Source organism: Sulfitobacter sp., from assembly GCF_036960155.1.
Taxonomy (GTDB): Bacteria; Pseudomonadota; Alphaproteobacteria; order Rhodobacterales; family Rhodobacteraceae; genus Sulfitobacter.
In genome coordinates this window covers 65878-84672 of the sequence record NZ_JBALWB010000005.1, presented here as the reverse complement: position 1 = coordinate 84672, position 18795 = coordinate 65878, and the positions used below count along the sequence as shown (strand labels likewise).

General features: G+C 54.6%; 15 protein-coding genes. 9 read left to right on the top strand and 6 right to left on the bottom strand.

From position 1 onward, the window contains the following. From V7775_RS13020 to V7775_RS13005, 4 genes are read right to left on the bottom strand one after another with little or no spacing between them, the layout of a single operon-like run. Window positions 1-702 carry an FkbM family methyltransferase gene (locus V7775_RS13020; protein WP_335752336.1) on the bottom strand — a complete coding sequence of 234 codons (702 nt, stop codon included), beginning with the start codon at window positions 700-702 and terminating at the stop codon, window positions 1-3. Next, window positions 703-3099, bottom strand: a complete 2397-nt coding sequence (locus V7775_RS13015; protein WP_335752335.1) for a glycosyltransferase family 2 protein — start codon at window positions 3097-3099, stop codon at window positions 703-705. After that, the gene (locus V7775_RS13010) at window positions 3099-3728 is read right to left on the bottom strand and encodes a sulfotransferase (RefSeq protein WP_335752334.1); all 630 of its coding nucleotides are present in this window, start codon (window positions 3726-3728) and stop codon (window positions 3099-3101) included. The genes V7775_RS13015 and V7775_RS13010 overlap by 1 nt, the downstream gene beginning before the upstream one ends. Beyond that, window positions 3725-4765, bottom strand: coding sequence for a glycosyltransferase family 2 protein (locus tag V7775_RS13005; RefSeq protein ID WP_335752525.1), 1041 nt, complete (start codon window positions 4763-4765; stop codon window positions 3725-3727). The genes V7775_RS13010 and V7775_RS13005 overlap by 4 nt, the downstream gene beginning before the upstream one ends. 252 nt (window positions 4766-5017) lie before the next feature. On the opposite strand from V7775_RS13005, the gene V7775_RS13000 reads away from it, so the two are divergent. Both V7775_RS13000 and V7775_RS12995 read left to right on the top strand, forming a co-directional pair. After that, on the top strand, window positions 5018-5929 hold the full coding sequence (locus tag V7775_RS13000) for an AAA family ATPase (RefSeq protein WP_335752333.1): 912 nt from the start codon (window positions 5018-5020) through the stop codon (window positions 5927-5929). Between the two features lie 54 nt (window positions 5930-5983). Beyond that, on the top strand, window positions 5984-7249 hold the full coding sequence (locus V7775_RS12995; protein ID WP_335752332.1) for a vWA domain-containing protein: 1266 nt from the start codon (window positions 5984-5986) through the stop codon (window positions 7247-7249). A gap of 19 nt (window positions 7250-7268) precedes the next feature. Here V7775_RS12995 and purL read toward each other — a convergent pair whose 3' ends face one another. Both purL and V7775_RS12985 read right to left on the bottom strand, forming a co-directional pair. After that, complete coding sequence (gene purL, locus V7775_RS12990) at window positions 7269-9428, bottom strand: phosphoribosylformylglycinamidine synthase subunit PurL (RefSeq protein ID WP_335752331.1); 2160 nt, start codon at window positions 9426-9428, stop codon at window positions 7269-7271. Window positions 9429-9756: 328 nt separating this feature from the next. After that, window positions 9757-10662, bottom strand: coding sequence for a LysR family transcriptional regulator (locus V7775_RS12985; protein WP_335752330.1), 906 nt, complete (start codon window positions 10660-10662; stop codon window positions 9757-9759). A gap of 187 nt (window positions 10663-10849) precedes the next feature. On the opposite strand from V7775_RS12985, the gene V7775_RS12980 reads away from it, so the two are divergent. The 7 genes from V7775_RS12980 (at window position 10850) to V7775_RS12950 (ending at window position 18791) form a co-directional block, all read left to right on the top strand. Continuing rightward, the gene (locus tag V7775_RS12980; protein ID WP_335752329.1) at window positions 10850-14248 is read left to right on the top strand and encodes an indolepyruvate ferredoxin oxidoreductase family protein; all 3399 of its coding nucleotides are present in this window, start codon (window positions 10850-10852) and stop codon (window positions 14246-14248) included. A gap of 53 nt (window positions 14249-14301) precedes the next feature. Then, on the top strand, window positions 14302-15192 hold the full coding sequence (locus tag V7775_RS12975) for a lysophospholipid acyltransferase family protein (protein ID WP_335752328.1): 891 nt from the start codon (window positions 14302-14304) through the stop codon (window positions 15190-15192). 5 nt (window positions 15193-15197) lie between these two features. After that, window positions 15198-16007, top strand: a complete 810-nt coding sequence (locus V7775_RS12970; protein ID WP_335752327.1) for a glutamate racemase — start codon at window positions 15198-15200, stop codon at window positions 16005-16007. Window positions 16008-16054: 47 nt separating this feature from the next. Further along, window positions 16055-17083, top strand: coding sequence for an N-acetyl-gamma-glutamyl-phosphate reductase (gene argC / locus V7775_RS12965; RefSeq protein ID WP_335752326.1), 1029 nt, complete (start codon window positions 16055-16057; stop codon window positions 17081-17083). A gap of 17 nt (window positions 17084-17100) precedes the next feature. Continuing rightward, window positions 17101-17544, top strand: coding sequence for a cytochrome c maturation protein CcmE (gene ccmE, locus V7775_RS12960; protein ID WP_335752325.1), 444 nt, complete (start codon window positions 17101-17103; stop codon window positions 17542-17544). Window positions 17545-17616: 72 nt separating this feature from the next. Next, window positions 17617-18228 carry a holin-associated N-acetylmuramidase gene (locus V7775_RS12955; RefSeq protein ID WP_335752324.1) on the top strand — a complete coding sequence of 204 codons (612 nt, stop codon included), beginning with the start codon at window positions 17617-17619 and terminating at the stop codon, window positions 18226-18228. Further along, window positions 18219-18791 carry a holin family protein gene (locus tag V7775_RS12950; protein WP_335752323.1) on the top strand — a complete coding sequence of 191 codons (573 nt, stop codon included), beginning with the start codon at window positions 18219-18221 and terminating at the stop codon, window positions 18789-18791. The genes V7775_RS12955 and V7775_RS12950 overlap by 10 nt, the downstream gene beginning before the upstream one ends. Window positions 18792-18795: the final 4 nt, after the last annotated feature.

The window sequence follows — 18795 nt, the reverse complement described above, 5'->3', positions numbered from 1 at the left end:
TTACCAAGCGCGCCTAAAGCAGACGACCTTATGGGTTGATCCGCGCGCGTAATAGGCAAGACCCGCATCCATCATCGCCTTGAACACGGCATTTACACCTTCAGGGCCAATGTACTGTGGGTGCAGTTCGATCATCGCACCGCGCAGGCCAGTGAGGTCAAGTTGGGGCAGCAGCGTCGCCTCGGCACCCTCGATATCTGCAATCAGGATGTTGGCATCAAGAGTCTGAAGGGTTTGGCGGGCGTTCAGGACATCTACCTTTACCTTTTGCGTATTCTCATCGGTGTCGCCCTCAAGCGGTTCCATCGAAGAAGACAGCAGGTTTTGGCGGACATAGAAATTTGCGCTGCCTTTGCGTGGCCCTAGCAACGCGTTGGTGACATGGGCGTTTTTCAGCTCGTTGGCTTCATGTACGGAACGTATATAGGGGATGAGGGCGGGATTGGCCTCAAAGGCATGCACCGCCTTGATCTTGCGTTTTGTGGCAACCAATGTTGACATAAACCCAATGCCAGCTCCGAGTTCGATCACGGTATCTTCATCACGCACCAGTTTTAGCACGCATTGGGACTCTTTGGCCTCATAGCGGTTTTCACGCAGCGCGGCACGCAGGTGCCCTGTAATGAAATGCCCATCTTTTGGGAACTTCATGCCTTTAGAGGTTACAAAAGGGTCTCGTGGTGGTGCTGTAATGCTTTCCATTTAGCTCTCCATATCCAGAGCGAGGGCATAGGCCACGCGCTCCGTTTCGGTCAGTTTAACGGCAAGTGCCTCTTTATACAGATCGGCAAATTCGGGGTTTAAGTGCAACTCTTCGGCTTTGGCGAGATGCCACTCCACTCCAGTTTGATGCCAACTGCGCAGAGTGTCATCTTGCATCAGACGGTCATATTCGGCGCGCAGGCGCGGCATGTTGCGTTTGATGGTTATGTCGCGAAAGTCCGACCAATCCATGCGAATCCAGTAGTTGATCCCGATGGAGCGATCGACGTGCAGCGCGCGGCCGCGCTGGCGCTTGATCAGGAAGCTTTCGGCAGACCGTAGTGCGTAGTGATTGAGCTGTAGCAAGTCATAGCCGATGTTTTTCTTGGACGAACGCCAACCATTTTCGGCGACATCCTTGGTCATGTCTTTGCCCGAGCCGTTGACCCATTTCACCTTGTTTTGGAATTTCTCATCCAGCTTGTTAGGGCGGTGGCACGAGATTTTCTCATAGGCTCCGATATTCTTGAACATCGTTTTGAAACCCCAAACAGTATGCGGTTTGGGGCAGAACTTGGGGGCGCATGTGTCAAACTGTTCAACGACAAAGTCATCGTTCAGCTGCGTTACGCCGTTATGACCAAACATCCGCCATGTCATGGCGACATTGGTGGCATCTGGCACCGCATCAATGAAATCTTGAACCGTGCCGTTGCCACAGCGCACGTTCATGAATTCGTCCACGTCGATGTGAATGATCCATTCTGCGTTTTTGATCACGGGTTCTTTGAGGGCGCAATTCAGGGCGTGCTGCTGAGGGGAGTTGCCCTTCCATTCGTCGTTGTTGCGGTGCTGTAGCACACCCATTTCTTGTAACCGGTCCAGAATTTCGGTGGTGCCGTCCTCACAACCGTTTGTATAAATTAGGAAATTATCAACGCCCATGGCGCGGTGATAGGCGACCCATTCGATGATGTAGGGCGCCTCGTTCTTCATGCAGCCCACGATGACGTTGCCTGAGTTTCCTTTGGGCAGGTCGCGCGGCGTTATTGCAGTGTAGGCTGCGGCCAGCTCTTCTTCGTTGACGGAGCCCATTTTATTGTGAGGCGCAAAGGAGGATGCGCGCAGTTTTTCAAAGTTCTGTACGGCCAATGGCGGCATCAGCTTTCGTGCGGTTTCGCTGAGGCCATCAGGTGCATCATCTTCGCTGCGCGGTGCTGCGTCTTGTGCTGGCGCTTGGGGGGCGCCTGCAACTGTACTTGCAAGCCGCGCCAGATCATCCGAGCGTTTTTTCTGTTCTTCGCGGGTCGCTTTATCAATGCGCCACATGAAACCCAGCAGGTATTGCGAGGGACGGTAACCATACAGCGGATCAGCCTCAGACCAGCTGCCTTTGGCGCGGGGGGCTTTGAAGGTATCTGCGTGCAGGCCTTTGTGCTCCTTGAGCAGGGTCTTGAGGGCCGGGGCAAAATGTTTGGTGATCGGGTGCAGGGACGCCAGATCAAGGGGCGGACCATCCACCGCGACATCTTGCACGAAGCTGCGCCAAAGCTGGCGGGGCAATATGCGTTGGCGGCTGGCGAGAACCTGAAGGATCAGCGCATTCAGTTGGCGACCACGGGTAAGCGAAGCTGCGGGTGTCGGAGCAGGGAGGGCAACAGCGTCGACTTTGCCGATGTTGGCATCAATGTCGAAGGCCTTGCACACCAGATCGGTGACTTCAGGCGTTGCGAATTGATCTTCGTTGTAGCTGTGCAGGTGAACTGAACCTGCGCCAAATGTGCCTTCCCAAAAGGCCGCAAGCGCGGGCAAATCAAGCCAGTAGTTGGGGGATTGGGTCTCGGCAAAGACACCTGCGGCGGGATCAATCTGTGGGCTGCGTTTGAGCGCCTCATCCCACCAGTCGCTTCCGACCAAATCCAGCTCGGCGTCCAGTGACACGCCGCGCCCCTCAAGAATTTGCGCGCTGTAGGCCCGCGCCAACATACGGGTTGGCAAATCGACATGGGCGATCACGCGAATGTCGTCAGATAGCGGAGACAGCATCGCGCGCAGGCGCTCAAGCTCAGAAGAGGTGCGCAAGCCTGAGCCAAGCTGAGTACAGGAAACGATCAGGGTGTCGGGGCTATGTTGGTCGACTTCGCGGGCCAGATCGCTGATGACCGCATCGCGCAGAACTGACTGTTTTTGCGGCGTAATATATCCGCGGTTAAACCGCAGCGGGTCAACATGGCCGGGATCGGTTGCCGCCATAAACAGACGCGTGTGGTTTTTATTGCCGAGGCTGCGGGAATAGAGAACACCCTTGCGCAGCAATTGTTCACGTTTGTCTGCCAGCACAGATTGGACAGGTGCCGCGCTGGCCTCTTCTGGACCGATATGGAGGTAAATGCGCATCAGCTTGCCTTGTTTTCGGTGTTTGCGTTGGCTTGTCCCCACCATGGCAGTTGCGTGCCAATGTGTTCGGCCACTGCCGCGTGGGAGCTTGCGTCGGCCACGTCATATTCTAGGAATGCGGTATCGCCAGCAAATATCGCGTGGAGGTGTGTGTAATGTCCGTCGATCCATTGTATCCGTTCGCGGCTGGTTTCGCCGTACCCTTCGGGCAGTCCGGGGATGTCTGAGGCCGGTAGGCGGTCGGTTCCCAGATCGGACCATGCAAGCATGGATTGCGAAACATCCCAGCTGTCACGGCGTGACGCCAGAAAGCGCACATCGGGGTGGTGTTTGCGAATGGCGTCAATAAGCGCAAAATCCATCTGCGGCCAAAGTGATTTACCTTTGCGCAGGCAACTCAGCTCGGTCAGGGCTGTGAAGTCTTCGAATAGTTCGGCGGGGTCGCCCGCCTGAAAGTACCCTTGGTACAGCAAATCAGCGACAAATGCGTCTTTTAGGGCAGGTGTTTCTGTTTGACGTGGGCGAATACGGTGATCTGCAACGCGGTAACCCGCGACCTTGAGTGCACGTGCGAGGCTGGTTGTGCCTGTCTTAGGCAACCCTAGATTTACGACCTTTAAGGTGCTCACGTGGCTTCCTCCAGCAAGCCCAATTCGCGCAGCATTTCCTCTTCTTGAGGGGGGAGCTTGGAGGCGTTGCGCAGCTGTTTTTGCATATTGCGGTATTCCTTCTGCTCCAGCAGGGCATCGCGGCGGGCGATATGGGCCGCAACGCAGGCATCATGCAGCGCGCCGATGTTTCCCTGTGCTTTCAGTTTACCCATCTGCTTTTTCAACGCAGGCAGGTAGCGGTGGATGGACGCATCTTCCCACGCGGGATCGTTGCGTTCACGCCAGTAAGTGTCATCAAACGCGCGGTTTTCACGGTTCACATCACCACGGTCGTTTTTGACCAAATAGCTGTCGAGACTGCGTAGCGCATAGTGATTGAGGGTCGCAAAGGCACGTGCGCCAGCGGCGGGAAACCTGCGAATGCGGCGTGGATTTGCGGCCACTAGAAAACGATGCGGCACTGCGCGGCCAGCGCCATCCGTCCAGCTGGGGCGTTTGTTCTTTTTGACCTTGGCTTTGAAAAACGGGCGGTGGGCACCATAATATTGTAGTGGAAAATCCTGCCGCACCAGTGATTTAACTTCAACTGCGGATTCACCACACCACATGTCGGGGTTGTGACTGTGGGTGAATTGTCCAATGACGGGTTGGTCTGTGAAATGTTCGATGTCATTATTGGCAAAGAACTGGAAGTTCAAGCTGATGGTTTGGGGATCATCGCAAGCGTCAATCAGCGCAGCAAAGCTGTGATCACCGACATGGATGTTGGGGAATTCATCCACATCCGCAATCCATACCCAATCCGCATCCAGCACGACATCTTGTTTTTTGGCGTCTTTTAGCGCTTCCATCTGATAGTTGCGCCCCTCGGCGGGGTTGGGCAAATGCACAACGTGATCCAGCTCACTTAGAGCATCGAGCAGCGTATCTGTGCCGTCATCACAGTCGTTTGAATAAAACAGGAAGTCGGTCACGCCGATGTTTTGGTGGAACGCGATCCACTCCAACAGGAACGGACCTTCGTTTTTCACACAAGTGACAGCCGTGATTTTCAGATCATTCGCCATGGCTGCCTCGCAAAAGGGCCGCTGCGTTCTGCATCGGGTTCAACATATCTGCCTCATTTACGGGTCGCAGTGCAATTATGGCCTGCAACCTCATTTTTACTGGTTAATAGGATGCCATCTTGGGCGAATCACGTCAATCTTTTGGGCCAATGGTACTTTGGTGACGTGACATATGTATCATTGCTGCCTTGACGCTTGCGCGATGCGGTGGCCTTGTGGGGCGAACTTACAGGGGGGGCGATGGCCGTGGCAGATATTTCATCCATAGATGCAGTGCAGAAAATGCTGGCAGATCAGGGGTATGTTTGTAGTCGTGCGCTGGGAACTGTTGTGTTCTTGAGCCTCAAACTGGGCCGGCCGTTGTTCCTTGAGGGAGAAGCCGGCGTTGGTAAAACCGAGATCGCTAAAGCCCTGGCCGCGGCCATGGGAAAGCGTTTGATCCGGTTGCAGTGTTACGAGGGGCTTGATGCGTCTTCGGCGGTGTATGAGTGGAATTTTGCCGCGCAGATGGTTGCGATCCGCACAGCGGAAGCCACGGGAACTGCCGACCGCGCCGCGCTGAATGCAGAGTTGTTTAGCGAAGAGTTCCTGATTGAACGCCCCTTGTTGCAGGCGCTACGCCCTGATGAAAACGGCGCGCCAGTGTTGTTGATTGATGAGTTGGACCGTACCGATGCACCATTTGAGGCGTTCTTGCTGGAAGCGTTGAGCGATTTTCAGGTCACCATTCCAGAGATGGGCACCATAAAGGCACCAGAGCCACCGATTGTGATCCTAACGTCCAACCGCACACGCGAAGTTCATGACGCGCTAAAGCGGCGCTGCCTGTATCACTGGGTGGATTACCCAGATTTTGACCGTGAGATGGAGATTTTGCAGGCCCGTGCCCCTGAAGCGGCTGAGGCGTTGAGCCGTGAAGTGGTGGCCTTTGTTCAAAGGCTGCGCACAGAAGATCTGTTTAAAAAGCCGGGCGTTGCGGAAACCATTGATTGGGCGAAATGTTTGCTGGCGCTTGATGCGCTGACGCTAAGCCCAGAGGTGATCGCAGATACGCTTGGTGCGGTTCTGAAGTACCAAGATGACATCGCAAAGCTGCAAGGATCAGAAGCCAAACGCCTGTTGGATGAGGCAAGGGCCAGTTTGGACGCATGAGCGTGTTTTTGAGTTTTCCCACAGGTTTAATGTTGTTTCTGAATGGGCGTTTGAATGGTTGAATACGCACCCCTTGATTTGCCGGATAACCCGCGCCTAGCGGGTAACATCACCCATTTTGCGCGGGCGTTGCGGCGGGCCGGATTGCCTATCGGACCGGGCCGTGTGATTGATGCCATCCGCGCGGTCGAGGTGGCGGGGTTCACTGAGAAACAGGATTTTTACTGGACGCTGCATGCGTGTTTTGTGAACCGACCAGAGCATGCGCGCATCTATGCGCAGTTGTTTCGCCTGTATTGGCGCGACCCACGGTATTTGGAACACATGATGGCTGCGATGCTGCCCGCGATACGTGGTGTGCAAGAGGACCGTCCGGCGCAAGCCGCAGAGAAACGCGCGGCTGAGGCGTTGCTAGACGGGGCTGAAGCCCCGCCAAAAGATGAAGAGCGGGACCCCAAGGAAGAAGAGACCGAAATTCAGGTGGATGCCTCTTTGACGATGTCCAAGTCTGAGCGCCTCAAGACGTTGGATTTTGAGTTGATGAGTTTGGCCGAGGTGGCTGAGGCAAAGCGGATGCTGGCGCGGCTCAGCCTGCCAATAAAGCCACTGCCATCGCGGCGTTCTTCGCCGAGCTTTGGATCAGGGCGCGTGGATGCTGCGCGGTCCTTGCGCGCGGCGCTGCGCCGTGGTGGCGAAATGGATGTGTTGGCGTTGAAAAAGCCAAAGCCAAGGTGGCCCAATCTGGTTGTGCTCTGTGATATTTCGGGCTCCATGAGCCAATACAGCCGGATCATTTTGCATTTCCTGCATGCGGTCGCAAATGAACGTGGCGCGGGCTGGGCGCAGGTGCATGCGTTTACCTTTGGCACGCAGCTAACAAACATCACCCGCCATTTGCGGACCCGCGATGTGGATGCCGCGTTAAAGGCGGCTGGTGCCGAAGCCCAAGACTGGGAAGGTGGTACGCGCATTGGTCAAAGTATTGAGACGTTCAACCGCGACTGGTCACGACGTGTCTTGGGGCAGGGTGCAGTTGTGCTGTTGATCACCGACGGGTTGGATCGTGATGATCCGGCTGCGTTGGCACGCCAGATGCAGCGCCTACATTTATCGGCGCGCCGGGTGATCTGGCTTAATCCGCTGCTACGTTGGGATGGGTTTGCACCAAAGGCTGCTGGCATTCGTGCGATGCTGCCCCATGTGGATAGCTTTCGCGCAGGTCATTCGATCGAGTCGCTGGAAGCTTTGGCCGCCGCGATTTCAAAACCCGATGATGTTGGGGAAAAGGCGCGGCTGATGAAGATGATAGAGGGCGCCTGACGCGCCCCCAAATCTGGTATCAGGTTACGGTAGCTGCAAAGGATGCGTTGTACTGTGTGCTGAGGTCAACCAGTGGCGCGCTGCTGGTGCCAAAGCTAAGCGTATCGCCACCAAAGACGCCAACTTGGGTCAGGGTGAGGCCAGCGGCTTTGGCTGCTGTGTGCAGCCCTTTAGCGGCGTCAGGTGTAGCGGCAATTAGATAACGTGCCTGATCCTCACCAAACAGCTGTGCGGTGTCCTCAGGGGTTAGCGCGAGGCCAAGTGAGGCGTGATCAGCCATCTCAAAGGCTGCAAGGGCCAGACCGCCATCCGACAGGTCCGTACACGCTGCCAGCGATGTGTGGTTGGCAAGGATAAAGTTACCTGCTGCTGCTTCGGCTGCCAGATCAACCGCAGGCGCGTCGCCCTCGATGCGGCCAAAGGCTTCGGCGAGGAGGGCAGACTGGCCAAGGTGGCCTTTGGTTTCGCCCAGTACCAGCGCCACGTGACCATTGCGGATGTCAAACCCGATGATATCGGTGGTTTTCTTGAGAATGCCCACAGCGCCGATTGTCGGTGTTGGCAAGATACCGGAACCATCTGTTTCATTATAAAGCGAGACGTTGCCGGAAACGATTGGCATGTCCAACGCTGCGACCGCTTCGCCAATGCCTTTGATCGCGCCAACGAATTGGCCCATGATTTCGGGCTTTTCGGGATTGCCGAAGTTCAGGTTGTCTGTGGTGGCAAGCGGCGTAGCGCCGACGGCAATCAGGTTGCGGTAGGCTTCGGTGACGGCCTGTTTGCCGCCCTCATAAGGGTTGGCTTTGACATAGCGCGGTGTCACGTCAGAGGTGAAAGCCAATGACTTATCCGTGCCGTGCACGCGCACGATACCAGCGCCAAAGCCGGGCGTGCGGGCGCTGTCGGCCATAACCATCGTGTCGTACTGCTCATAAACCCATGCTTTGCCGCCATAGTTAGGCGAGGCGAGCAGGGCCTTGAGGCCCTCAATAGGATCAATGCTAGGCGCGTTGGTAAGAGGCGTTGCCGCAGGTGTTTCGACCCAAGGGCGGTCATATTCAGGTGCTGTACCTGATAGGGCCTTGAGCGGCAGGTCAGCTTTTACTTCGCCGTTGAGGCGCACAAGGAAGCGATCTTCGGCAATTGTTTCGCCGACGATGGCAAAGTCTAGGTCCCATTTGTCGAACACGGCCTTGGCCTGTGCCTCTAGCTCGGGGCGTAGAACCATCAGCATACGCTCTTGGGATTCTGACAGCATCATTTCGTAGGCTGACATGTTCACTTCGCGAGTAGGGACCTTTTCAAGGTCTAGGATCACACCCAGATTGCCCTTATCGCCCATTTCAACAGCGGAGCAGGTGAGGCCAGCAGCGCCCATATCCTGAATGGAGATAACCGCGCCAGTTTCCATCAGCTCTAGGGTGGCTTCCATCAGGCGTTTTTCGGTGAACGGATCACCAACCTGAACGGTAGGGCGTTTTTCTTCAATCGTGTCGTCAAATTCGGCGGAGGCCATTGTTGCTCCGCCTACGCCGTCACGTCCAGTTTTTGCACCAAGGTACACAACAGGCATGCCGACACCGGAAGCGGCGGAATAGAAGATTTTGTCAGCATCCGCGAGGCCCGCCGCAAAGGCGTTGACCAGACAGTTGCCATTGTAGGCTTTGTCAAAGCGGACTTCGCCGCCGACACAAGGAACACCAAAGCAATTACCGTAACCGCCAACACCTGCAACAACACCGTGCACCAGCTGTTTGGTCTTGTGGTGGGATGGCTCACCAAAGCTGAGCGAGTTCATCGAGGCGATAGGGCGCGCGCCCATGGTAAAGACATCCCGCAGAATGCCGCCAACACCTGTTGCGGCCCCTTGGTAGGGTTCAATGTAGGACGGGTGGTTGTGGCTTTCCATCTTGAACACAACTGCCTGACCATCGCCAATGTCTACAACGCCAGCGTTTTCGCCGGGCCCGCAGATGACCTGTGGTCCGTCTACGGGCAGGGTGCGCAGCCACTTTTTTGAAGACTTATATGAGCAGTGCTCGTTCCACATGGCAGAAAAGATGCCCAGTTCGGTATAGCTGGGGGTGCGGCCCATCAGATCAAGGATCGTCTGGTATTCGCTGTCGCTGAGCCCGTGGGCTACAATGATGTCTTTGGTGATGGCTGGCTCTGACATGGTGGCGCTCCCAAGTGGGCAATAAAACTTGGCCCCTCTCTTAGGGCAGGAGCGTGCAAGGGGGAAGGGTGATTTGCGCAATCAGAGCAGTCTACCTGAATGTATCTGTGTATATGTTGGGAAGGGGTGCCGAACGTTAGACAAAAAAAGGACCGGGCACAGAGGCCCGGCCAAGTCCAACAGGGAGGTATAAGGCAAAACACGCTGGGTGTCTAAATCCTTATATTGTTCAATTAAGATGCAGATTGTCACTTTTCAAGGCAGATTCTGTCTGGAGTCCAACATGTCCGATATGCGTTGAGTGCATAGCTTACCTATGGGAAAGTGGTTAACTCCCTCGATCTTTCTTGAGCTGCTTACGGTACGAAATGATCTCGTCTTGGACAAAATCCTTAAACGCTGCGACACGTTGTGACTGCCTCAGCTCTTCGGGGTAGGCAAGGAATACGGGTACTTCGGCTGATTCCACATTAGGCAGGACACGCACTAGATCAGGGAAATCCTGTGTCAGATAATCGGGCAGGACACCAATGCCAACATTGTGCAGAACGCCCTGCAGGACGCCAAAATAATTATTAACTGTAAGCGAGGATTTAACATCGTTCAGCATCAATTGTTGTACTAGGTTTAGACCTGCACCTACTTGATCGCTTTCGGTGCTTTGACAAATCAAGCGATGGTTTGATACTTCTTCGATCGTTTCGGGTGCGCTATTGGCCTTAAGGTAGTCAGTGCTGGCATACAGGCACATGCGTACTGTCATCAGGCGCTTACGCACCAGATCTGCTTGCGATGGTTCTTTGAGACGGATCGCAACGTCAGCTTCGCGCATGGGTAAATCAAGCACGCGCTCTTCCAGCATCAGGTCTATTTTTAGGTCTGGGTATTTATCATACAGCTTGGACAGGCGCGGGGCGAGCCAGAGCGTGCCAAAACCGGTTGTTGTCGTAACGCGCAGTTCGCCAAATACTTCTTCTTCGCTATCGCGGATGCGGGCAGCAGCGGCATCAAGGCGTTTGATCATCGCGGACGTCGCGTCAAACAAAAGCTCACCCTGTTCGGTGAGAATCAGTCCGCGTGCATGACGGTGGAACAGATTCGTATTTAGTTGCTCTTCTAGGCCGCGTACCTGACGGCTGACAGCGGATTGCGACAGGTTTAACTTGTCACCAGCGTGCGTAAGCGAGCCAGCATCAGCTACCGCATGAAAAATCCTGAGTTTGTCCCAATCCATCGTATACCTTTCCGATTAGCTGACCCTTTTAACCGCATTAGACCAAATGACACAGCCTTTTTACGCGGGGAAAAGTAACGAAGTTGGATAAGGCCCTATACAGGTCAGTATTTGTGACCTATCGTGAGTATAAATTACGCATGTTGATGTGGGCTGAAGGCTCGCTGGGTTTCTTGGGAGGGACACCATGACTACGCAGAAGATTTCACTCAATGACCGATTCGATCTGAGCAAAAGCCCAGTGTTGCTGAACGGCACGCAGGCGCTGGTTCGGGTTATGATGATGCAAGCCGAGCGCGACAAGATTGCAGGGCTGAACACGGCGGGGCTGGTGACGGGCTATCGTGGTTCACCTCTTGGGGCGGTTGATATGCAGATGATGCGCGCTGAAAAGCAGCTGACTGAGCATCGCGTTACGTTTCAGGCTGGTCTCAATGAGGACTTAGCGGCCACTGCATTGTGGGGCGCCCAGCAGGCTGAATTGCGCGGCGAGGGCAAATACGACGGCGTATTTGGCCTGTGGTATGGCAAGGGGCCCGGAGTTGACCGATCGGGCGATGTGATGCGGCACGCGAATATGGCGGGCAGTTCAAAACATGGCGGCGTGATCATGGCGATGGGGGATGACCACACGGGCGAATCCTCAACGGTTTTGCACCAATCCGAATTTGCCATGGTCGACGCTTATATGCCCGTTATATCCCCTGCGGGTGTGCAGGAAGTACTGGACTATGGCCTGTATGGCTGGGCGTTATCGCGATACGCGGGCGTTTGGGTTGGCCTGAAAACGATGAAAGACACGGTTGAGGTGACATCGGTTGTGGACGGTGATCCGCACCGTTTGTCGTTTGTTGAACCCGATCTGGAACTGCCTGAGGGTGGACTGAACATTCGTTTAGTCGATGAACGCATCGAGCAAGAAGCGCGTCTGATTGACCACAAGCGCCACGCAGCTGAGGCGTTTTCACACGCCAATGGTATGGACAAACGTGTATGGGGTAAGGCTGGCGCGAAAATTGGATTTGTGGCGGCGGGAAAGAACTATCTTGATCTGATCCATGCCATGAGCCTGCTCAACATTGATGCGAACGAGGCCGAGCGGCTGGGCATCACAACGTATAAAGTAGGCCAGACGTGGCCGCTCAACATGCGCGGATTTAACGAATGGGCCGACGGCTTGGACGTGATCATCGTCGTTGAGGAAAAGCGCAAGCTGATCGAAGTGCAGATCAAAGAAGCGTTGTTTGATAACCGCATGGGTCGCCGTGTGTATGGCGGTACAAAAGATGGGGTTGAGTTTTTCTCAGCGCGCTGGGCGCTTGATCCAGTTGATATCGCAGAAAAGCTGGGCAATGTCCTATGCGATGAAGGCCGAGGCACGGATGGTATTCGTGCGGGCCTGTCTGACCTCGCGGATGCACGCCGCGCGGATAACACCGAAGAACTGGCAGGACGTGTGCCGTATTTCTGTTCGGGCTGTCCGCATAACTCATCCACCAAAGTTCCTGAGGGCAGCCGTGCCTACGCTGGCATTGGTTGTCACTTCATGGCGCAGTGGATGGACCGCGAAACTCTAGGCTTTACCCATATGGGCGGAGAAGGCGCAAACTGGATCGGCGAAGCGCCGTTTTCAACCACGCCGCATGTGTTCCAGAACCTAGGGGACGGGACATACAACCACTCCGGTGTGCAGGCTATTCGTGCTGCCGTCGCGGCGGGTACGACCATGACCTACAAAATCTTGTATAACGATGCGGTTGCCATGACTGGTGGGCAGCACAATGAGGGCGACCTAGATGCGCCACGTATTGTAGCTGAACTGCAGGCGATGGGGATTAAGAACCTTGTAGTGGTGTATGACGAAAAAGAAGACGTGGATTTTACCGCCTTTAAGGGGGTTGAGACCCATGAACGCGCTGAGCTGCAAACCGTTCAAAAGCGGTTGTCAAAAGTAGAGGGCGTAAGCGCCATTGTGTACATCCAGACATGTGCAGCCGAGAAACGCCGTCGTCGCAAGCGGGGGCTATTCCCAGATCCAGACAAGCGGATGTTCATTAACACCGATGTTTGTGAAGGTTGCGGTGACTGCGGTGTGCAATCTAATTGCGTATCGATTGTACCTGCGGAAACCGAGCTGGGACGCAAACGCGCGATTGATCAATCCTCCTGCAACAAAGACTTTTCCTGCGTTAATGGGTTTTGCCCGTCCTTTGTGACGCTAGAGGGCGCAACCGTTCGCAAGGAACCCACAACGGAGATCAAGATACCTGATCTGCCAACACCTAAACTGCCTGCGATCAACGGAACCTATAATGTGGTTATCACGGGTGTCGGGGGTACGGGTGTTGTGACCATCGGTGCGGTTTTGGCCCAAGCGGCCCAGATTGATGGCAAAGGCGCTGGAATGATGGAGATGGCTGGTCTTGCGCAAAAGGGTGGCGCGGTGAACATTCACTGCCGCCTTGCGCAGACGCCGGCAGATATTAGCGCAATTCGTGTTGCTACAGGTGAATGTGATGCGTTGATCGGTGGTGACTTGGTTGTCTCGGCGGGGAACAAGACACTTGGCCTGACATCAACAGGGCGCACAGGCGCGGTTGTGAACGCGCATCAGATCATCACGGGCGAATTTACCCGCGATACTGAATTCCAAATGCCTTACGACAGGTTGGAGCTGGCATTGCAGGCACGTTTGCAAGACAAACTCTCGATGTTTGATGCCTCAGACTTGGCAAAGGCAACGCTGGGCGATTCCATCTATTCTAACATGATGATCTTTGGGGGCGCATGGCAGCGTGGGCTTATCCCACTGTCGCTAGAGGCCATAACAGAAGCCATCAAACTGAATGGTGCAGCGGTTGAGCGTAACCTGCGTGCCTTTGAAATTGGGCGCTGGGCGGTTCTACACCCCGAAGATGCCCAAGCAGTGCTAACGCCCAATGTCGTTTCTTTGCCCAAGACGTTGGATGAGAAGGTGACCTTCCGCAAGGATCACCTGATTGCGTACCAAGGTCCGCGACTGGCCAAGCGCTATTCAAAGATGTTGAACGGTATCAGTGATACAATGGTGCGCGAAGCCGTCGCAGATGGGTATCACAAGCTGCTGTCCTACAAGGATGAGTATGAAGTTGCGCGTCTGTTGCTGAGCAGCCGTGAGAAAGCCAAAGCAGAGTTTGATGGTGACTTTAAGATGTCCTTCAATCTTGCGCCGCCTCTGCTGTCCAAGATGGGGCCAAACGGGCGGCCGCTGAAGCGTGAATTTGGTCCGTGGTTGGAAGGACCTCTTCGGATGATGGCACGTCTGAAACGTCTGCGTGGCACACCGCTGGACATCTTTGGCTATACAGCAGAGCGTAAGATGGAACGTGCGTTAATCAAACAGTATGAGGGTGACATGCGCGATGTGCTGCCCAAGCTGGATGATACCACACGCGATGCGATCAAAGGGCTTGCTGCCTTGCCGTTGGAAATTCGCGGGTTTGGTCCTGTGAAACAGGCCAATGAAGCAAAAGCAGCCAAGCGTCGCGAAGAGCTGTTGAGTGCAATCCGTGCGGGCGACACACCGCTGTCTAAAGCGGCCGAGTGACGTAACGGTCCTGTCACATTGCACCAATAGGGTCGCCGCAAAAGGAGTTTCTAATGACACTGATGCGGCGGCCTCAATCGGCACGTGATTTCTCCTATGCGTGCTCTGCCCAGACACGAGGTGGAAAAGCCGTTATTCGGCTGATGGAAAACACAACTGGCCGCGTAGGCCTGCTCAAACGTGCGCGCGGTTATGAGGCGGAGCTTGCAGCTGGCGCGAGCTTTTTTGACGTTATGGTTGCGCGTTATGGCCTGTCCATTGATGTGGTGGGGGGGGCGCTAGAGAATGTGCCGCGTACGGGGCCGCTGATCCTGATTGCAAACCATCCCTATGGCATTTTGGACGGTCTGATGATGGGGCACCTGTTGAACCAAACCAGAAGTGATTTTAAAATTCTGGCGAATTCGGTTTTTTCGCGGGCAACTGAGTTGCACAATCATATTCTGCCGATCAGTTTTGAAGAAACGAAGGCTGCATTGGCGCTTAACCTTGCGACGCGGCGCAGCGCGCTTGATAATTTGGGCGAGGGCGGCGCGATTGGTGTCTTTCCTGGGGGGACTGTAAGTACGGGTGTCAGACCGTTTTCACATCCGATGGACCCTGACTGGCGTCATTTCACGGCGCGTATGATTGCCAAATCGGATGCCACTGTTTTGCCTGTCTATTTTGATGGGCACACCAGCCGTATGTTTCAGATCGCAAGCCATCTGCATGCCACGTTACGGATCGGGCTTTTGATGAAAGAATTCAGTAATCGGGTGGATACACCCGTTCGTGTTGTTATTGGCGAACCGCTAGGGCGCGACAAATTGCAGCCACTGGTCACAGATGCAAAAGCGATGATGGATTTCTTGCGCAAAGCCACGTATGAGCTTGCTCCAGAACCGCTGAGAAGTTTTGATGCGGGATATGATTTTGATGAGGACCGGCGCGCGCGTCGGTAGGGCGCATGGCAGTTGGTATTTTCGACAGTGGATTGGGTGGACTCACGATTTGGGACGCCGTTCAGGCACGTTTGCCTGACCAAGACTTTGTGTATCTCGCGGATAGTGCAAATGCGCCTTACGGCGTGCGTAATGCGGACGATATCTATGATCTAACCGTTGCGGCCACGCAGCGCCTGTTTGATGCGGGCTGTGATCTGGTTGTGCTGGCCTGTAACACGGCATCGGCCGCTGCATTGCGGCGCATGCAAGAGAGCTGGGTGCCCGAGGACAAGCGGGTTCTTGGCGTGTTTGTGCCCTTGATTGAGGCGCTGACAGAACGGCAGTGGGGCGATAATTCTCCGCCCCGCGAAGTGGCCGTAAAGCATGTCGGGTTGTTTGCAACCCCCGCAACTGTTGCGACGCGGGCGTTCCAGCGTGAGCTGGCATTTCGCGCAATCGGCGTGGATGTCGAGGCGCAGGCCTGTGGCGGTGTTGTTGACGCAATTGAAGACGGCGATATGATCTTGGCCGAAGCAATGGTGCGCAGCCATGTTGATGCGCTCAAGCGTAAAATGCCGTTGCCGCAGGCCGCCATTTTGGGGTGTACTCACTATCCGTTGATGAAAAAAACGTTTCAGGAAGCGCTGGGCGCGGATGTGGATGTCTATAGCCAAGCTGATTTGGTTGCAGAAAGCCTAGCCGACTACCTAATACGCCACCCGGATAAAACGGGCAGCGGCAAGGCGGCATTTTTAACCACAGGCGATCCAAAGCGCGTTAGCGACCGGGCGACCCAGTTTTTGCGACGACCACTCACCTTTACAGCAGCGTAAAGCTGCGAGGTCGATACGCAGTTTCTATCTATTTCAGGACGACAGACATGACACATAATATCGCAATCCTTGGCGCATCTGGCTATACGGGCGCTGAACTGATCCGGCTGATCTCTGGCCATTCTTCCATGACAATCAAGGCTTTGGGTGGTAATTCCAAGGCGGGACAAAGCATGGCATCGGTGTTTCCACATCTGCGCCATCTTGATTTACCTGATCTTGTCACGATGGATGAGATTGATTTCTCGGCCATTGATCTGTGCTTTTGCGCGCTGCCGCATAAGACATCGCAAGAGGTGATTTCAAAATTGCCAAAGACCCTCAAGATCGTGGATTTGTCTGCCGACTTTAGGTTGCGCGATCCAGAGGAATATGAACGCTGGTACGGAAACCCGCATGCGGCGTTGGAGCAGCAAGCTGAGGCTGTTTATGGGCTGACGGAATTTTACCGTGAAGAGATCAAAGGTGCGCGTTTGGTGGCCGGCACGGGCTGTAATGCTGCAACAGGACTGCTTGCACTGCGTCCATTGATTAGCGCTGGTTTGATCGAACTGGATGAGATCATCCTAGATCTTAAATGTGCGGTTTCTGGCGCTGGACGGGCGTTGAAGGAAAACCTGCTACATGCAGAATTGTCTGAAGGGTATCACGCCTATGCCGTTGGTGGGATGCACCGGCACTTGGGCGAGTTTGACCAAGAGTTCTCGTTGGTGGCTGGGCGGCCTGTGAAGGTTCAATTCACCCCGCATTTGGTGCCCGCAAACCGCGGTATTTTAGCGACGTGTTACGTGAAGGGTGATGCGCAAGCCATTCATAATGAAATGAAATCATCTTATGCTAGTGAGCCATTTGTAGAAGTTCTTCCTTTTGGTGAAGTTCCGTCAACGCGTCACATTCGCGGATCAAATTTTTGCCACGTCGGGGTTGTCGCTGATAGGATCGAGGGGCGTGCGATTGTTGTTGCTGCCCTTGATAACCTGACCAAAGGGTCATCAGGCCAAGCGTTGCAAAATGCCAATCTGATGTTAGGTATTGACGAGACAGAGGGCCTGATGATGGCACCTCTCTTTCCTTAAGGAATACTGGGTCTGTCATGAAAAGCCTGAAAAAACAGCGACGAATTCAACTGATAGCCATCGCCATTGTGGCGTTGATCGGATCAACGGCTTTGATCGGATACGGGATGCGCGATGGGATCAACTTCTTTCGTGCGCCTACTCAGGTTGTGGCGGAGCCACCTGCACCAAGTGAGGTGTTCCGCATTGGTGGACTGGTGGAAGAAGGCACGTTGAAGCGTGGTCAGGGCGAGCAGATCAGCTTTTCTGTGACAGATGGGGGCGCAAGTGTACCTGTTGTTTTTGTCGGCGTGTTGCCTGATCTTTTTGGCGAAAACGAGGGAATGATCGGGACGGGCTCCTTGATCAACGGTGTATTTCAAGCCACTGAAATACTTGCCAAACACGATGAAACATACATGCCGAAAGAAGTGGTCGATGCACTGAAGGCACAAGGCGTCTACCGAGAGCCCGAAGGCTGACACCGTACGCTCAGGTGTGCAGGCGTTAACCATTGTGAGGTCTATTTTCCCCATATTTTGAGGGGAACAACCATGCAAAGTGTTAGACAGATTGCGCAAGACATTGTCACCCGTGAAGGGGGCTATGTGAATGATCCTGATGATCCGGGTGGCGCGACAAATTTTGGCGTGACCATCCACACCATGCGCCGCCTCGGTCTTGATCTGGATCACGACGGGAGCATTACACCTGCTGACGTGCGGCGTCTGACCCGCGGGCAAGCCGTAGGTATTTTCCTTGAACATTATTACGCACGGCCTTTAATCGCCGAACTGCCAGAACCGTTACAGGCATCGGTTTTTGATATGTATGTGAATGCAGGTGGAAATGCCGTGAAAATTTTGCAACGGTTGTTGGTTGAAATGGGGCATGACGTTTCAGTGGATGGCGCGTTGGGTCCGCAAAGCCTTAAGGCTGTGCGTGCCGCGTATTGTGCGTCACCTGACTATTTTGTAGATGCTTACGGCATTGCACGGCGCAACTACTACTTCCGTCTTGCAGATCGACGTGCCGCGAGCCGCAAATATGCACGCACGCGGGCAGGCGGCAAAGGTGGGTGGATCAAACGGGCTGAGGAATTCATCTCGCCTAATTATCACCTTACAACGCAAGAATTCAAAGCGAGGACCGCAAAATGGGCTTGATTGGACGTGTTTTTGGGACGCTTTTTGGAAGCGACCGCAACGTGGTGCGCGAAACTGTAGAGGTGTTTCGCGAAAATGCAGAGGCGGGCGCGGGGCGCAATGCCGTCGTGCAAGGGCAAGCCATGGACCAATACGGAGCGGAATTTGCGGCACCCGTTAAAGGCAGGTTTGATCAATTTATGGATGGGGTGAATCGCCTGCCGCGTCCGGCACTTGCACTTGGAACGCTTGGATTGTTTGTTTCAGCGATGGTAGCGCCCTTGTGGTTTGCGCAGCGCATGCAAGGTATTGCGCTGGTACCTGATCCTTTGTGGTGGCTTCTTGGGGTGATTGTTTCGTTCTATTTCGGCGCGCGCCATCAAGTGAAATCTCAGGAATTCCAGCGCAGCATCGTGGACACGGTCAAGCATGTTCCGCAAGTTATTGAAAATATTGAAATGATCGGGCGGATGCGTGCAAATTCTATCGGGGCTGCGGATACGGGATCTGACGCGCGTCTAAATGCGCAGGCAACAGCGGCGGATGAAAACGCGGCGTTGCGGGCGTGGCAAGCTGCACGTTAACTGC

Bases quoted from the DNA above. Each gene is read 5' to 3' on its own strand.
- V7775_RS13020 (WP_335752336.1), bottom strand. From the start codon at position 702: ATGGAAAGCATTACAGCACCACCACGAGACCCTTTTGTAACCTCTAAA.
- V7775_RS13015 (WP_335752335.1), bottom strand. From the start codon at position 3,099: ATGCGCATTTACCTCCATATCGGTCCAGAAGAGGCCAGCGCGGCACCT.
- V7775_RS13000 (WP_335752333.1), top strand. From the start codon at position 5,018: ATGGCCGTGGCAGATATTTCATCCATAGATGCAGTGCAGAAAATGCTG.
- V7775_RS12995 (WP_335752332.1), top strand. From the start codon at position 5,984: ATGGTTGAATACGCACCCCTTGATTTGCCGGATAACCCGCGCCTAGCG.
- purL (WP_335752331.1), bottom strand. From the start codon at position 9,428: ATGTCAGAGCCAGCCATCACCAAAGACATCATTGTAGCCCACGGGCTC.
- V7775_RS12985 (WP_335752330.1), bottom strand. From the start codon at position 10,662: ATGGATTGGGACAAACTCAGGATTTTTCATGCGGTAGCTGATGCTGGC.
- V7775_RS12980 (WP_335752329.1), top strand. From the start codon at position 10,850: ATGACTACGCAGAAGATTTCACTCAATGACCGATTCGATCTGAGCAAA.
- V7775_RS12975 (WP_335752328.1), top strand. From the start codon at position 14,302: ATGACACTGATGCGGCGGCCTCAATCGGCACGTGATTTCTCCTATGCG.
- V7775_RS12970 (WP_335752327.1), top strand. From the start codon at position 15,198: ATGGCAGTTGGTATTTTCGACAGTGGATTGGGTGGACTCACGATTTGG.
- argC (WP_335752326.1), top strand. From the start codon at position 16,055: ATGACACATAATATCGCAATCCTTGGCGCATCTGGCTATACGGGCGCT.
- ccmE (WP_335752325.1), top strand. From the start codon at position 17,101: ATGAAAAGCCTGAAAAAACAGCGACGAATTCAACTGATAGCCATCGCC.
- V7775_RS12955 (WP_335752324.1), top strand. From the start codon at position 17,617: ATGCAAAGTGTTAGACAGATTGCGCAAGACATTGTCACCCGTGAAGGG.
- V7775_RS12950 (WP_335752323.1), top strand. From the start codon at position 18,219: ATGGGCTTGATTGGACGTGTTTTTGGGACGCTTTTTGGAAGCGACCGC.